Origin of the sequence: Paraburkholderia dilworthii (assembly GCF_000472525.1) — a bacterium.
Lineage (GTDB): Bacteria > Pseudomonadota > Gammaproteobacteria > Burkholderiales > Burkholderiaceae > Paraburkholderia > Paraburkholderia dilworthii.
The window spans coordinates 32,638-48,155 of sequence record NZ_AWZT01000030.1; the positions used below are offsets into that span (position 1 = coordinate 32,638).

The window sequence follows — 15,518 nt, forward strand, 5'->3', positions numbered from 1 at the left end:
GGAGACATGCATGGACCGCAGAGACAAATTGATTGATGGATTGGATCTACAAACGGCCGTCGGCATCGAGATAGGAGCCCTCTGCAATCCGATATTGACCAAGGCCGATGCAGCGGTCATTTACGTGGACTACGCCGACGCCGACACACTTAGACGGCACTATCACGGCAACCCCTACGTCGATCCGGCAAAGATCGTCGAGACCGACGTTATCTGGGGAGCAAAAACATTAAAAAAGTCCTTGAACCGGGAAATTGACTTCGTCATCGCATCGCATGTCGTGGAACATGTCCCGGACCTGGTTGCCTGGCTCAATGAACTCCATTCAGTCTTGTCTCCCTCCGGTGAAATCCGACTCGCGGTACCGGACCGACGCTTTACCTTTGATTTTCTCCGCAGGGAAACCCAACTCGCGGAGGTTTTGGCGGCTCATCTAACGCACCCTCGAGCGCCACAGCCTTATTTTATTCTCGACTATTTTCTGAATGCCATTCCAATCGATGCAATGGCCGCGTGGCGAGGAGACGTTCACGCCGAGAATCTAAGCCGAACCGCCGATGTACGTCGCACACTAGACCGCGCTAAGAACGCTTTAGAAACGGGCGTGTATTGCGATGCGCACTGCTGGGTTTTTACACCTTATTCGTTCGCAACGTTGATGGAGCAGTTGGCCGCGGCGGGGCTCATGTCCTTGAGTTGCGAACAGTTTTTCGACACGGAGCGGGACACCATAGAGTTTTTCGTCGCCCTCCGCCCTTGTGAAGATAAGGCACGTGTCGTCGACAGTTGGCGACGCATGGCCGAGACTTGCAATGTCGAGGCTCCCGATACCTCCGACAGCACCGTTATCAGCGATCTCACCGACCAGTTGTCGATTGCGACAGAGGCGTTAGCGGCAACCCAAGCCGACGTCGAGCGACTGCAACAGACGCTCAACGTTACCGAGGCTCGCTTGCAAAACGCACTCAAGACAATCGAATCGATACATCACTCGAGTTCGTGGCGAGTGACCGAGCCGCTAAGAAAAATGAAAACAACGCTTAATAGACGCGCCAGTCGATAAACACGCCGGCGAGTGCTTGTTTGCCCTCCCGTCCGCGGTACGATTGACGGGAGCGGCGTGCGCCCTGCTATCTCGCCGTTCAACGGCCTACGCAAGCGATACGTTCACACCGATATCTCGGTGATCTTGCCGTGCTCGAACGAAAATACCCGATTGCACATGCGCTTGACCATGTCCGGCGAGTGCGAGGCCAAAACGAGAATAGCCGATTCCTCGACAACCTGAGTGAGGCGTTTCGCGGCTTTGTCGTTGAAAGACGCATCGCCCACGGAGAGCCATTCATCCATGAGCACGATGTCCGACTTCACCGCGGTCGATACTGCAAATGCCAAACGCAACATCATGCCGCTCGAATAGGTGCGCACGGGCATGTTCAGGAAGTCCTCGCCGAGTTCGCTGAAAGCCGCGATTTCGTCGAGCTTTTCCTCGATTTCGGCGGGCCGCAGACCCATGATGATTCCGCGCAGAAAGATGTTCTCGTAGCCGGTCGCCTCAGGCTCCATGCCGAGAGACATGTCGATCAACGACACGATGCTGCCTTTCACGACTAGGCGTCCGGACACTGGGGGATACACGCCCGCCAGAACCCGCAGCATGGTTGTCTTCCCCGCGCCATTGTGCCCCACCAGCCCGACCCGGTCACCCGGCCGAAGCTCGAACGAAACGTCGTCGAGGGCCCGCACTGTAACGCGGCGCCCCGCGTCGGAAGCGACCCGTCCCCCGGTCGTCGCGCTAAGCAACGATTTCCGCAGCGATCTATGCGACGCGTTGTAGATCGGGAATTCGACCAGGAGGTTCGTCGCGCGAATATAAGATTCAGTCATCAATTAATCAAAGCCAATACGCAATGCGGTCCTTGAAGCGGCCTTGCAACATTACGCCAAAAATGAGGAGGATTGCCGCCGTTGCCAGCGACCACAGCCACGACTCGACAGGGAACCTTGCCTCGATCAACGGAGCCCGGACGATCTCGATCAAATGCGCAAACGGGTTATAGGTGGCGACCCATTGATGCCGCGGACCGAGCGCCGAGGGGCGCCAGATGATCGGCGTGATATAGAACATCACCAGCATGAGGTTTTGCACGATCATCGGCATATCGCGAAAGCGCGTGCAGAACACGCTCACGATCAGCGAGGCACCCATCATTGCCGCGCTGCCGAGCAGCAGTCCAGGCAATGCGAGCCAGGCGACCCAAGTCAACGGCGGCGCGAGCCAGACCAGCACAACGATAATGATGACGCAGTTGTGCGCCAGGATAATCAGATTGCGCATCAGGATCCGCAGCAGATAGACCGCCATCGGGAAGCGGATCTGCTTGATGATGTTTTCGAACTGCGTAAAGCCCAGGCAGGCTTCATTGATCTGCGTCGAATAGAACGTCCAGACGATATTACCGACTGCAAAGAACGGCAGGTAAGCGCGCACGTCGCTCTTGAAAAGCACTGACCAAAGCAGGCCCATCGTGCCGATCATGACGCCAGTCGAAAGCGTTACCCAAAACGGGCCGAGAACGGACCTTCTATAACGTTGCCGAATGTCGTACCAAGCCAGTAGCGCCCAAAGATGCGGCGTGGCCAGTGCCGCGAGAAACTCGCGAAGTCCACCGTAGCTTTTCAGGGTGTTGTCGTGTTCCATACGATTCCAGCAAATTACGAACGAGTATTGTATCTGAAGCACTTCTTCTGAAGCCATCGCATCCAGCGCTGCAGAGCCGCTAAGGCGCCGCCGCTTCGGCTCTGAGCCCATCGCGGATTCCGCGCATCATCGCCGCGAGCCGTTTTGCGCGGGGCGCCACGCACAAGGTCTGAGCGACAAACGACAGCACCAGCACACGCGTCCAGTATCTCTTCCACGGCGCGCTAACCAGCCCCGACCTGAACAAGGCAAGCGTGTTGCGGAAGAAGAAATAGTTACGTAGGGGCGCATGCACGCTCAGTTCCCTCCACCGGAACAACCACACACGGATAACCCGCTCGCCTATCGCATGGTCGAGCAAAGCCGCCGGCTCGCAGAACAGCCTCAAGCCCCGCGCGGCGGCTCGAAAACACCATTCCACGTCCACCTGGTCGATGAAAAACGATTCGTTCATCGGGCCCACTCGCGACAATGCCTCGATCGATATGAGCGTTCCCGAGGCGATCAGATAATCGGCTTCGATCGGTCCTGCGTCAACCGCGGCAACGGCAAATGAAGCGCGGCCTTCACGCGATCGCGCCACGGGCGCCCGCTTGCCGGTTCGACGGTCGACCGCCACCGCACCCACGGCACCCACCGGGATGCCTTGACTGGACAGTTGCTGGCGCGCTTGAAGCAGGCGGGTCACCATGTTGCCATCGGGCACGCTGTCGTGATCGAGAAGCAGAATGTCGGTCGCGTGGTGTGCCTTGGCTAACTCCATGCCGGCATTCTGCGCCGCCGCAACACCGGCGTTGCGCCCGAGCGGAAGGAACACGATGCGATCGTTTTCCATAAGCGAAAACCTGGACACGTCCTCGCGCGAGCCGTTATCGACCATCACCAGACCGCTGACTTGTGCAAGCGTGGCTGCGACCAGTTCGGCAAGACAAACCGCGTCCGGATTGAACGTGACGACGACCGCGAAGATGCGGCTTTCACCGCCCTGCCGCGCCGCAAGACGGTCCACCGTTGGCTCGCTTGTTTGATCTTCGGCCGTCACGCGCGCGTGACGGAACGAACCGTGTTCAGGATAAGTTCTGCCCGGTTCCTGTACGTGTGATCCGCAAGCGCACGGCGCTGTGCCGCCTGGCTATAGCGGATCGCGAGTTCGGGATCGTCGCGCAACGCGTCAACTTGCCGACGCAACTCTTCGGGGGAATCAAAGAGGAGAATCTCACCGTTATCGGGATCGAAATAGTCCAGTATCTCCAGCCCTTCGACGAACATGCATTGCACAGCGCCCGCCATTGCCGCCTCGAAGGTCCGCGGACCGGGCGTCGATGCATCAAGATTGAAGCGCTCGTTCGCCAGGTTATAGCGACGCCCGATGTTCAGCGTCACAAGCGATCTCGCCGACCAATCGGGCAGCGCGGAATTCGCAATTCGCTCATTACGGGCAAACGCGATATCGGTGGGCCAGCCAACGCCGAGCACTTCGACCTTCAAACTCGCGAGCCGCGGTGCGCAGTCGCGCAGCAATTGCTGACGGTTCGGGAATCCGACTCCGCAAAAAAACACGTCGCGGTCCTTGATGCCGCCAGTCTCGCGAAAGTGAGCATCCCGGTCAGCCGCGAGCGGGACGTGGTACGTGTGCGGGTGCTGATAATGGGTGGCGGCCCAGCGATCGTTTGAGAAAATGATGTCCGCGACGTCCAGAATCTTGTAGTGATAGTCGAATTCGTACGGATCGTCGTGCAACCAAAAACTCAGCACGGCGCCGGAACGTGCGCAGTAGTTGCGCAGCCCATGATAGATGGAGGTCTGCGGCATACACGAGCCGAATACGACCACGAGCTGGGGCGAGAACTCCGCTGCAATCTGCTCGGCTGCTTCGAGCGAAGAAGTGCGCACCGCGGCATCCCCGAGCACCTCGCCAAAGCCGCGGCCCACGTAACCACGCAACACCGAGTTATTGTTGACGGCATCCAGCGACGCACCGCAAACCAGTACGCGTTCTATCGGCGCCATAGAATCCTCTTACCGTGTTTAACAAAAAGCTTGAATGTCTGCACCGGTCCTCTTTCCTTATAGAACTGATAGACACGGATGGCCCTGCCGGCGCGCGGACCGGCAGGCCGCCACCGCGGAATTCGAGGACGCCCCACCGTCTGATGGGTCCACGCATTCGATTGCAGGACGATGCCGTAGTCCTTGAGCACGGGAAGCCGTTTCGGCGGCTCGTGCTGGGTCGACTGCGCGGGCAACGAGCGTAGTAACGGGCTGTACACAGCGTTCAACGCTTCCACATGCGCGGTCAAGGTCTCATACAGCCCGCTTGTGATATTCGACTTCAGCTTCGCGAGCAGATGCCGGTCTTCAGCCAATAAGCGAATGGTATCGATCAGATCGCCTTCACTCTCCACGCGAACCTTGAGGCCGTTGACGCCATGCGACACGCGTTCGCCAAGTGCGCCGATATCGGTGACGATCGGCACGATGCCCTGCTGCCAGGCTTCTGAGAGCGTCAGGCAATAGGTCTCGGGCCAGATCGATGCATGGACCGAGACTTCGCATTCGGATAAAGCCTCAGGAATGTCATCCGCGGAATATGAGCCATGCAGCGTGACGTTGGGATACCGAGCGGTATCGGTCAGTTCCTCATAGCCCAGGTTGACGCGGCCAAACACATGGAATTCGATGGGCGCATCGGCAAGGCCGGCGAACGCGCGAAGCAGAACGTCGCCCCCTTTCTCGCGCGTCAAATTGCCGAGAATCGCCACTTTCAGTGTAGGTCGACCGCCTTGTCTGCCTTGCTCGACCTGCGTGGTTGGCCCGGACGACTTCGTCGAGTCGGCTTGCGTCGGTTGCGAAGCTCGCACGGTGATGGCTTCCGCCCCGGGCTGACCGGACGCAGTTCCGCACGGCACGTCGTCATGAATCGGGACCGGGACTATTTTGAGTCCGCGATGGTCGCGCACTGCCGGGTAAACGTCGCTCAATATGTCGCGAGTACCGGCGGTGTTGAACACCAATACATCCGTGGCGCCCAGCACGCCATTCCAGAAATTCCGGCGTGTGGCTTGCGAGCCTGGTGGAATCGAATGCTTCTCCAGCAGGCAGGTGTCGCATTGCGCCAGCGAGACCTTCGGCGCGCCGCAAAAGCGCCCGTTGAATGAGATCAGATTGAACTCGTTACAGAGCGGCAAGAAATCGTGCGCGGTGATCGCGGTCGGCACACCCAGGCCCTTTGCCACATAAACGAGCGAAGGCACGTGGCCAATGAAATGATGAAAGTGAACTAGGTCGATCTGATAGTCGACAAGAATCGAATAGAACGCCTGCTCCCGTTCCGCCGATGCCATCAACACCGGGCTATACCCTTCCCTGAACTTGACGCTTTTGAGTACGGTGTAATCGTGCGAAAGCAGATGGGCTTCATGGTGATGGCCGCGTTCGCCAGGCACGTAGAAAAGGACATCGAACTCCTCGCGCAACGCTGTGCGCATTCGGTCGAGATACACCTCTACTCCGCCAAAGTTGCCGCGCTCCACCACGTTGTGACAGACGAAGAGGAGCGTCTTGCGGGTCTTGCTACTGGAAGCATCGGCGGGTGCAGACGGGTTGCCAGCGCGCCATTCGACTGGCTTTGCAGGCTTCAGGAGCCGCGAGTGACCGAGGATCGTCGCAACACGCCGGTCATAGGTATGGTCGCGGAAAGCGCGCTCTCGCGCGGCCTGCGCGATGCGATTACGGTAGGGGCGATCGTTGACCAGCGCCGTGGCTTTATCGATAAATTCGCGCCCAGTGTCGAAAAACAGGATCTCCTGCTCGGGAGCAAACGAGTGCGCAACCTCCACCAGCGAACCGTGGACGAGTTGCGCTCCGCCCGCTAGCGCCGCTTCGAACAGTCGCGGAGGCGGCGTCTCGGCAAAATCGTGCGTACCCGAAGCTGAAAATTTACGCGGCAAGACGACCGTCGCCGCGCTGTGATTCACAAAGCGCCCGAAGTCGACCGGCGATGTTCGCCATGACAACATGCTCTCGGGCATGTCGACCTCGCGAGGCGGCAGATGTTCGTTGGTCGGCAGCGCAAGCTTGAAACGCCAGTTGGGGGGTATGTCTCTCAATACCGATCGAACGAACGCCGTGCGATTGGGCCATGCCGTCCCGGCGAAAAACAGCTCGTACCGAAGCGGCTTGTCGACCGGAATCACGGAGTGGTCGTGAAACTCGGTTGCCCCCGCGAGCGGCAGATGACGTCCCTTGAGACCGTAATTGTCGACACTAGCCGAATCGTTGGTGAAGACAAGATCGAACAGCTTCGAATGACGAACGTTGACATCGATCTCGTAAGGATCTTCCGTGACCCAGAGGACGGAACGGCCACACAACGTGGACAAACGCTCGCAGAGAATCGCGTCGAGTTCCTCGCCGTCGAAAGCAACGAACAGATTGCAGCGATGCTCGTGCGCGACGCTCAGCGCATCGATCGGATCGGCCTTCCTGACAAACTCGACATCGGGATTGCGCTCGAACGCGCTACCCAGCGCGATACAAATATAGTGGTTCGGATTTCGATACTTCGTATCGAGCAACACGATGCGAAATTTGTCAGCTTGCATGTTTTCCTAACATCAGTTCAAACGCGGCACGCCACGCCATCAGTGCCCCAGCCCAAGCGGTCGCTATACGAGCGTCAGCTACGCGTTGCGCAGCAGACAGCTGAATTGACCACTCCTCGTTCTTCGATTACCCTCGCTCTCGATCCCGACAGGAATTCCCAGTAGTGTCAAACCGAACTTCAGCCGTCATTGTCACCTACGAACCGGAAGCCGAAGCGCTTCTGCGTCTTGTGAAACATCTTGCGCCGCAGGTTCAAGCGGTGTTCATCATCGACAACGCGTCCAGCAATTTCCCGGCATGGAATGCAGCGCTTGAACCCGTCGTGACCAGCATCATCCGCCTGTCGTCGAACCACGGAATTTCAGCGGCTCTGAATCGTGGCTTCACCGCCGTTCAGACGCACACGACGAGTGAGTTCTGTGCGCTGTTCGATCAGGACAGCACCCCGCTCGACGACATGATCCAACGGCTCGAAACACATGCCGACCAACTCGCGTCTCGCGCCCCGTTTGCGCAGATCGGCCCGTACTTCTTCGAGACCAACCGCGGCTATTACCTGCCGTTTATCGAGTTCCGTCATGGTTTCCCGCGCCGCAAGCGTGACGATGGCGGGCCGAGAGTCACGACAGCCGACTATCTCATCACGTCGGGCGCACTAATATCACTCGCCGCGCTTACGAAAGTCGGTCCAATGGACGAAGACCTGTTTATCGACTACGTGGATATCGAATGGGGCTTGCGGGCCAAGGCGAAAGGCTATAAAAGCTATGGCGCCTACGACGTCACGATGACGCATACCATCGGGGAAAAGGCGCTTGAAGTCGCAACCGTTCGCCTCGCGGTTCACAAGCCGATCAGACGTTACTACTACTATCGCAACGCATTGCTGCTTTGCCGCCGCCCTTACATTTCACTCAACTGGAAAGTCAACGAACTGTGCAGGCTAGCGATCAAATTCGTTATCTTCGCCGTTCTGTCCAGTCGTCGGCGTGAAGACATCGCAATGATGAGCAAGGGCATTTGCGACGGTCTTCGCGGCAAAGGCGGCAAGCTCGATTAGGAACGCACGAGTGAGTCGAGACACAGCCGCAACGCGTCCTCCCATTCCGGCGCCTTTACCCCGAACGTCGCATACAGCTTATCGTTCGACATCCGCGAATTGGCCGGGCGTGCGGCGGGCGTTGGATAGGAAGCGGCGGGAATCGGCTTGACCGTAGGCTTTTTCGCCGACGTCGAATTGTCGAAGATCGCTTGCGCAAAACCATGCCACGAAGTTTCGCCCGAAGCCGTGAGGTGATACACGCCGGAGTTCCGCTTCCACCAGTCGTCGGGATCACCTACTACTGATTGCGACAGTACATTCGACGTCAACGTTGCGATGGTGTTCGACCATGTCGGCGCACCGACCTGATCCGCCACCACGCTCAGCTCGTCACGCTCCGCGCCGAGGCGTAGCATCGTCAGCAGAAAATTCTTGCCGCGCGTGCCGTACACCCAGCTCGTGCGGAAAATAAGATGCGCGCAGCCGGAAGCCGCGATCGCCTGTTCGCCGGCAAGCTTGCTCTTGCCGTACACGTTCTGAGGATTGACCGCGTCGTCTTCGATATAAGCGCCGATCTTCGTGCCGTCGAAGACGTAGTCGGTTGAATAATGAACCAACGCCGCGTCCAATCGCCTAGCTTCTTCTGCCAGAACCGTGGGTGCCTCCGCGTTCAGGCGCATTGCCAGATCGAGGTCGCTTTCCGCTTTGTCGACAGCCGTGTGAGCGGCGGGATTGACGATCAACGTCGGCTTCACTTCCCGCACGACGCTCCTCACCTGATCGAGATTGCCAAGGTCGAGACGGCCGCGATCGAGCGCGACAACCCGGCCTAGACCCTGAAGGCTGCGCGCCAGTTCAAAGCCGACCTGGCCATTCACGCCAGTCAGCAGGATAGTGGCCGGTTTCCGTGTAGTCATTCAACCATCCTCACGCGAAATGTTCGGCGTCGGCCAGACGCTTGCCCGCCGCATCCTTCGCGGCCAGCAACGGCTCGGAGTCGATCGGCCACTCGATGCCGATCGCCGGATCGTTCCAGACGATGCTGCGCTCGTGCTCGGGGAACCAGTAGTCGGTGGTCTTGTAGAGAAACTGCGCGGACTCGGACAACACCACGAAACCGTGCGCGAAACCCGGCGGCACCCACAGTTGCCGGTGGTTGTCCACCGAGAGCGTCACGCCAACCCACTTGCCGAAATTCGGCGAGGTCCTGCGGATGTCGACGGCCACGTCGAACACCTCGCCTTCCACCACGCGCACGAGCTTGCCCTGCGCATGCTGGATCTGGTAGTGCAGCCCGCGCAACACACCCTTCGCCGAGCGCGAATGGTTGTCCTGCACGAAGGTCACGCCGGCTTCCACGTGTTCGGCAAACTCCAGCGCATTAAAGCTCTCGTAGAAATAGCCGCGCGCATCACCGAACACCTTCGGCTCGATGATCTTCACTTCAGGCAGCGCCGTAGCGGTTACTTGGATGGCCATGCGACTTGATCCGTAAGAATGTTTTGTAGATATTTCCCGTATGCGTTCTTCGCGAGCGGCTTGGCGAGCGCCAGCAACTGCTCGCCGTCGATCCACTGCTGGCGGTAGGCAATCTCTTCCGGGCAGGCGACCACGAGGCCTTGGCGCTTCTGCAGCGTCGCGATGAAGGTTGCCGCCTCGATCAGCGAATCGTGCGTGCCGGTGTCGAGCCACGCATAGCCGCGCCCCATGATTTCGACATTGAGCGCGGCATCCGCCAGATAACGCGAATTGACGTCGGTGATTTCAAGCTCGCCGCGCGGCGATGGCTCGATGTCCGCGGCGATATCGCACACCCGCCTGTCGTAAAAGTAGAGACCCGTGACCGCGTAGTTCGAGCGCGGCTTGAACGGCTTCTCCTCGATCGACAGCGCGCGGAATTGCCGGTCGAATTCGACCACGCCGTATCGCTCGGGATCGTGCACGTGATACGCGAACACGGTCGCGCCATGATCCTGCTGATCGGCGCGCTCCAGCTGCTTCGCGAGGTCGTGGCCGTAGAAAATGTTGTCGCCGAGAATCAGCGCCGACGGGTCATTGCCCACGAACTCGCGACCAATGATGAACGCTTGCGCGAGGCCGTCCGGCGAAGGCTGAACGGCGTACTGAATGTTCATGCCCCACTGGCTGCCGTCGCGGAGCATGGCTTCGAAGCGCGGCGTGTCCTGCGGCGTGGAGATGATCAGCACGTCGCGAATGCCCGCTACCATCAGCGTGGAGAGCGGGTAATAAATCATCGGCTTGTCGTAGACAGGCAGCAACTGCTTCGAGACGACATGCGTGATCGGATAGAGCCGGGTGCCCGAACCGCCCGCGAGAATAATGCCTTTGCGCGCCATTGCCGTGCCCTTACGCCCGTTGCGCGTAGTTGGTCTCAACCCACTTCCGGTAATCTCCCGAAGCGACTTCGTCAGACCACGCCTGATTGTCGAGATACCACTGCACCGTCTTTGCAAGACCCGTTTCGAACGTTTCCGCGGGCTTCCAGCCGAGTTCGCGTTCGAGCTTGCGAGCGTCGATCGCATAACGGCGGTCGTGGCCCGGACGGTCCTTCACATAGGTAATCTGATCGCGATACGAAGCGCCCGCCTTCGGGCGCAGTTGATCGAGCAGATCGCACAGCGTGTGCACGACGTCGAGGTTCTTCTTCTCGTTCCAGCCGCCGATGTTGTACGTCTCGCCCGGCGTACCGCGCGCGAGCACTTCGCGAATCGCGCTGCAATGGTCGCCGACATACAGCCAGTCGCGTACGTTCTGTCCGTCGCCATATACGGGCAACGGTTTGCCGCCAAGCGCGTTGGCGATCATCAGCGGAATGAGCTTTTCGGGGAACTGGTACGGACCGTAGTTGTTCGAGCAGTTCGTGGTGAGCGTGGGCAAGCCGTAGGTGTGATGGTAGGCACGCACCAGATGGTCGGAGCCGGCCTTGGTCGCGGAGTAAGGGCTATTCGGCGCGTACGGCGTGGTCTCGGAGAATTGCGGATCGGTAGCGGAAAGCGAGCCGAAGACTTCGTCGGTCGAGACGTGCAGGAAGCGGAATGCGGTCTTGTCTGCGCCGCCGAGTGTGTTCCAGTAGCTTCGCGCGGCTTCGAGCAGCGTGAACGTGCCGACCACGTTGGTCTGCACGAAATCGGCCGGGCCGTGAATCGAACGGTCCACGTGGCTTTCGGCCGCGAAGTGCAGCACAGCGCGCGGCTTGTGCTCGGCGAATAGCGCGTCCATTGCGGCGCGGTCACAAATGTCTGCACGCACGAACACGTGCCTCGCATTGCCCTGCTGCGATTTGAGCGTGCCGAGATTGCCGGCATAGGTCAGCTTGTCTACATTCAGCACCGCTTCGTCCGACGTATTCAGCCAGTCGAGCACGAAATTAGCGCCGATAAAGCCGGCACCGCCCGTAACCAGGATCATGAAATTCCCTTCCAGAGATTTGCGACGGCCCCGGCATTGATCGGCCGGCCCGCGCGACACGCATTGTGGAGTCTGATTTTCTCTCGGCGGCTGCACCTCTGCAACAAAGCAGACGCTCAGACGCCAATCTTATAAAAACCCCGATTATAAAGCGGCCCTGGACAAAAACCAGAACCCTAACAACTTGAAACAGCTTGACAAGCACGGATTCGGACGGAATTTCCGACGCCGATTGGCGCGAGGCTCATGTTTACCGGATCGCCGCTTTATCCATATGCGATATGTCATAGCACGAGGCGCGCTAGCCGCGCGACGCGATGGCGAAGCGGTGTGAAACGGATTGATCCAAGGCCGCGCCCCTTGCGGAACGGGCTGCAACCAAGGACGAGCGAGCGCCCGATCCATGCGTTTCAGGCGGCGAGCATCCAGCGCAACGTATCCATGAACGGAATAGCCTGCACTGCGGGTACCAGCGAGCGCAACTTCGCGGGAGATCCGGCGAGCACCTTGACATCGGTTTGCCGGACGAAAGCGGGATTGATGTGCACTTGCAACTCATGGCCGGTCAGATCGCTTGCCGCCGAGAGAATCTCGCGCAGCGTATACGGCGTGCCGGTGCAGACGTTCACCGTCTCCGCGGCGGCCTCGGAATCGAGCAGGGCCTCGTAAGCGCTCGCCACGTAGCGCACGTCGGAAAAATCCCGTGCAACATCGATATTGCCGAGTTCGATAGAGGGCTCGCGCCGCGCGAAGTGCTCGACGATCTTCGGCACGAGGAAGTTCGACGCCTGTCCGCGACCCGTGTAGTTGAACGGGCGTACGATCAGGATGGGCAACCGGTCGAACCAGGTGTGCACCATCGTTTCCATGGCGGCCTTGCTGGCCGCGTAGTGATTGACCGGCGTGAGCGGAAAGCTTTCGTCGATCGCATCGCTCGTCACGTTGCCATAGACATTGGCGCTGCTCGCAATCAGCACCTTGCGCGGCGAATGGCCGGTCGCCGCACACGCCTCCAGCAGGTTCAGCGTGCCGATCACGTTGACGCGGTAGAAGTCGAGCGGATCGTCGTGGCCGACAAAGCTGATCGCAGCGAGATGAACGATGTAATCCGGCCGCACGGCTTCAATGACGCGCCGGCAGTTTTCCGGCGACGTAATGTCGAGCCTCAGGCGCGTGGGCGTTTGGGCTTCGTCGCGGCCGGCGAAAGTTTCGATCACGGTATGGCCGCGATCGAGCAGATTGTCCACCAGATAGCGGCCGGTAAAGCCGCTCGCCCCGGTGACGAGCGTGCGGACGGGTTGCTTCGCATGGAAAGACGACATGCTTTCTCCGTTCACGAGGGTCATCAAATTCGCTCCGACGTGTCCCGCCGCATGAGGCGGGGAAATGAAATGCGGTAGCCGGAAGACTGCCGCTCCGCCTCACATACACGTATGGTATCGTGTGAGACATGGGCATTAAGCGTGCATATAAGTTCAGGTTCTAACCGACGCCGGACCAACAAGCGGTTCTTGGTCGGACGTTCGGGTGCGCGCGCTTTGCTTATAACTACATGCTTCGGTTGCGAACCGACGCTTGGTATCAGCGCCAGAAACGAGTCGGATATCATGAAACCTCTGCAGCGCTCACGGCGCTCAATAGAACACCCCAGCACGCATGGTTGAACGAAGTCAGTTCGGTCCCGGTACAGCAGGCCTTGCGCCACTTGCAGTCGGCATTTGCGAACTTCTTTGCAAAGCGTGCGAGGTATCCGAATTTCAGGCGCAACGAAGGCGTGCAGTCGGCCGAGTACACAACTAGCGCTTTCAAATGGGATGGTGCGTCATTAACGCTCGCGAAAATGGCTGCGCCACTTGCGATTCGATGGTCGCGCACGATCCCGAAAGGCGCGAGGGTAACAACCGCCACTGTTTCGAAAGACCCGTCGGGCAGATACCATGTCTCGTTGCTGTGCGATGACGCAGTCAGCGTGAAGCAGAGGTATCCGGCAAAGTTGGCATCGACTTGGGTCTCACGCACTTCGCCATTCTTTCAACCGGCGAGAAGATTCCTGCCTCAAAGATACTCCGAAAGAACGAGGGCAAGCTTGCAAAACTCGAACGACGACTAGCCAAGAAGCAAAAGGGCTCTGCCAATCGCAGGAAGGCGAAGCTTAAGGTTGCACGGATGCATGCCAGAATCGCAGATTCGCGAAAGGACTTCCTGCACAAACTTTCGACCCGGCTGATAAACGAAAACCAAGTGATCGCCGTCGAAAGCCTCGCCGTCAGCAACATGCAGAAGAACCGTTGCCTTGCAAAGGCAATCAGCGATGCAAGCTGGTCCGAATTCACCCGGCAACTCGAGTACAAAGCGCAGTGGTATGGTCGCAAGTTGGTCGGCATCGACAAATGATATCCGTCAAGCAAACGATGCAGCGATTGCGGACATACAGTGGTCAAGCTGCCGTTGAATACGCGTGCATGGACCTGCCCGGATTGCGGCAACAACCATGATCGCGACATCAACGCTGCGCGCAATGTTTTGGCCGCCGGGCTGGCGGCGTTAGCCCATGGAGAAAGCGTAAGTCCCATGTCTCTCTGAGATGAATAGGGCTGCCGTCTGTGAAGTGGGAATTCCCTTTCAGTAAGAGAGGGGAGCAGCCAACCTGTTGTCATGCAATATCCTCGGCGCGCGGCCGGCGGCGGTCCTGACAACGCCCCATCAGTCCGCCGCTAGCGGCTCCCCCACCTCGTAAGCCGCAGCATCCGACCTCTAACGGGCTATTATGTCACGCTCTTTTGCTGCACCGGCTAACGCGGCACGCGCCGTGCGCCGCCGCGTGTATCGAACCGCCCCTATTCTGTCGATGACAACGTCCACCGCGCCTTCATCCGCCCCCTTCAACTCGCCGCAGCGCCTGGCGCCTCTCGCGTTCGGCGATCTGCAAGGATGCCGCACGCCGTTCCAACGGCTGCTCGCGAAGGCCGCGCCGCCGGCCGGCACGCCGCTATGGTTCGCGGGCGATCTGATCAACCGCGGCGCCGAATCGCTTGCCACGCTACGCGACATCGTCGCGCTCGGCGATCGCGCAGTGCCGGTGCTCGGCAATCACGATCTGCATCTGCTGTCGGTGTCGGCGGGAATTCGCAAGTCGAAAAAGGGCGACACGATCGACGACATTCTGGCCGCACCCGATGCCGCAGATCTGCTCGAGTGGGTCCGTCACCGCCCTATCGCGCATTACGAGAACGGCATGCTGATGGTGCACGCGGGCGTGGTGCCGCAATGGGACGTGAACCTCACGCTCGAACTCGCCGACGAATTGCAGCGGGCGCTGCGCGCGCCGAACTGGAAGGAGACACTGGGGGGCCTGTATGGCAACGAGCCGAGCCTGTGGACGCCGAATCTGAAAGGCATCGAACGCCTGCGCGTCACGTGCAGCGCATTGACGCGCGTGCGTTTCTGCAATGCGGAAGGCGCGATGGACTTCAGCAGCAGCGGCGGCCTGAACGCCGCGCCGCCCGGCTGCATGCCCTGGTTCGACGTGCCGTGGCGCAAGACCACCGACGTGACCGTGGTGTTCGGCCATTGGGCCGCGCTAGGGCTGATGTTGCGCGACAACCTGATCGGACTCGACTCCGGCTGCGTGTGGGGCGAAAAGCTGTCAGCGGTGCGGCTCGCGCAGAATCCCGCGGAGCGCACACTCACGCAGGTCCAATGCGACAACTGCCGCTCGAGCGGCGGCAATTAAGCAGTACG

At 59.5% G+C, this 15,518-nt stretch carries 16 protein-coding genes; 5 read left to right on the forward strand and 11 right to left on the reverse strand.

Annotated features, from left to right (window positions below; translation table 11 throughout):
- Window positions 1–10 precede the first annotated feature (10 nt).
- Window positions 11–1,063, forward strand: coding sequence for a methyltransferase domain-containing protein (locus F759_RS38370; protein WP_051377423.1), 1,053 nt, complete (start codon window positions 11–13; stop codon window positions 1,061–1,063).
- 104 nt (window positions 1,064–1,167) lie between these two features.
- Here F759_RS38370 and F759_RS0123190 read toward each other — a convergent pair whose 3' ends face one another.
- From F759_RS0123190 to F759_RS38375, 5 genes are all read right to left on the reverse strand, one after another.
- A complete protein-coding gene (locus F759_RS0123190) occupies window positions 1,168–1,887 on the reverse strand; it encodes an ABC transporter ATP-binding protein (RefSeq protein ID WP_027801963.1) in 720 nt (239 codons plus the stop codon).
- A 7-nt stretch (window positions 1,888–1,894) separates the two neighbouring features.
- Entirely contained in the window at window positions 1,895–2,701 is an 807-nt protein-coding gene (locus F759_RS0123195; protein WP_051377424.1) for an ABC transporter permease, read from the reverse strand.
- 79 nt (window positions 2,702–2,780) lie between these two features.
- Window positions 2,781–3,743, reverse strand: coding sequence for a glycosyltransferase family 2 protein (locus F759_RS0123200; RefSeq protein ID WP_051377425.1), 963 nt, complete (start codon window positions 3,741–3,743; stop codon window positions 2,781–2,783).
- Window positions 3,740–4,711, reverse strand: coding sequence for a CgeB family protein (locus F759_RS0123205; protein ID WP_051377426.1), 972 nt, complete (start codon window positions 4,709–4,711; stop codon window positions 3,740–3,742). The genes F759_RS0123200 and F759_RS0123205 overlap by 4 nt, the downstream gene beginning before the upstream one ends.
- Window positions 4,699–7,305: a glycosyltransferase gene (locus F759_RS38375; RefSeq protein WP_051377427.1), complete on the reverse strand. Its 2,607-nt coding sequence runs from the start codon at window positions 7,303–7,305 to the stop codon at window positions 4,699–4,701. The genes F759_RS0123205 and F759_RS38375 overlap by 13 nt, the downstream gene beginning before the upstream one ends.
- Window positions 7,306–7,469: 164 nt before the next feature.
- On the opposite strand from F759_RS38375, the gene F759_RS0123215 reads away from it, so the two are divergent.
- A complete protein-coding gene (locus F759_RS0123215) occupies window positions 7,470–8,366 on the forward strand; it encodes a glycosyltransferase family 2 protein (RefSeq protein ID WP_084534330.1) in 897 nt (298 codons plus the stop codon).
- Here F759_RS0123215 and rfbD read toward each other — a convergent pair.
- The 6 genes from rfbD to F759_RS44260 form a co-directional block, all read right to left on the reverse strand.
- A complete protein-coding gene (rfbD, locus tag F759_RS0123220) occupies window positions 8,363–9,265 on the reverse strand; it encodes a dTDP-4-dehydrorhamnose reductase (RefSeq protein WP_027801968.1) in 903 nt (300 codons plus the stop codon). The genes F759_RS0123215 and rfbD overlap by 4 nt on opposite strands.
- A gap of 10 nt (window positions 9,266–9,275) precedes the next feature.
- Window positions 9,276–9,827, reverse strand: a complete 552-nt coding sequence (gene rfbC, locus F759_RS0123225; RefSeq protein WP_027801969.1) for a dTDP-4-dehydrorhamnose 3,5-epimerase — start codon at window positions 9,825–9,827, stop codon at window positions 9,276–9,278.
- Window positions 9,812–10,705 carry a glucose-1-phosphate thymidylyltransferase RfbA gene (gene rfbA / locus F759_RS0123230; RefSeq protein WP_027801970.1) on the reverse strand — a complete coding sequence of 298 codons (894 nt, stop codon included), beginning with the start codon at window positions 10,703–10,705 and terminating at the stop codon, window positions 9,812–9,814. Before rfbA ends, rfbC begins: the two co-directional genes overlap by 16 nt.
- Window positions 10,706–10,715: 10 nt before the next feature.
- Window positions 10,716–11,777, reverse strand: a complete 1,062-nt coding sequence (gene rfbB / locus F759_RS0123235; protein WP_027801971.1) for a dTDP-glucose 4,6-dehydratase — start codon at window positions 11,775–11,777, stop codon at window positions 10,716–10,718.
- 410 nt (window positions 11,778–12,187) lie between these two features.
- A complete protein-coding gene (locus F759_RS0123240) occupies window positions 12,188–13,099 on the reverse strand; it encodes a GDP-mannose 4,6-dehydratase (RefSeq protein ID WP_027801972.1) in 912 nt (303 codons plus the stop codon).
- A 283-nt stretch (window positions 13,100–13,382) separates the two neighbouring features.
- A complete protein-coding gene (locus tag F759_RS44260) occupies window positions 13,383–13,796 on the reverse strand; it encodes a hypothetical protein (protein ID WP_027801973.1) in 414 nt (137 codons plus the stop codon).
- Between F759_RS44260 and F759_RS44265 the strand changes: the two genes are divergently transcribed.
- The 3 genes from F759_RS44265 (at window position 13,782) to F759_RS0123255 (ending at window position 15,510) form a co-directional block, all read left to right on the forward strand.
- Window positions 13,782–14,171, forward strand: coding sequence for an RNA-guided endonuclease TnpB family protein (locus tag F759_RS44265; protein WP_244438892.1), 390 nt, complete (start codon window positions 13,782–13,784; stop codon window positions 14,169–14,171). The genes F759_RS44260 and F759_RS44265 overlap by 15 nt on opposite strands.
- A 39-nt stretch (window positions 14,172–14,210) precedes the next feature.
- Window positions 14,211–14,360: a transposase gene (locus tag F759_RS44270; RefSeq protein ID WP_244438893.1), complete on the forward strand. Its 150-nt coding sequence runs from the start codon at window positions 14,211–14,213 to the stop codon at window positions 14,358–14,360.
- A gap of 265 nt (window positions 14,361–14,625) precedes the next feature.
- Entirely contained in the window at window positions 14,626–15,510 is an 885-nt protein-coding gene (locus tag F759_RS0123255) for a symmetrical bis(5'-nucleosyl)-tetraphosphatase (protein WP_027801975.1), read from the forward strand.
- Window positions 15,511–15,518 lie beyond the last annotated feature (8 nt).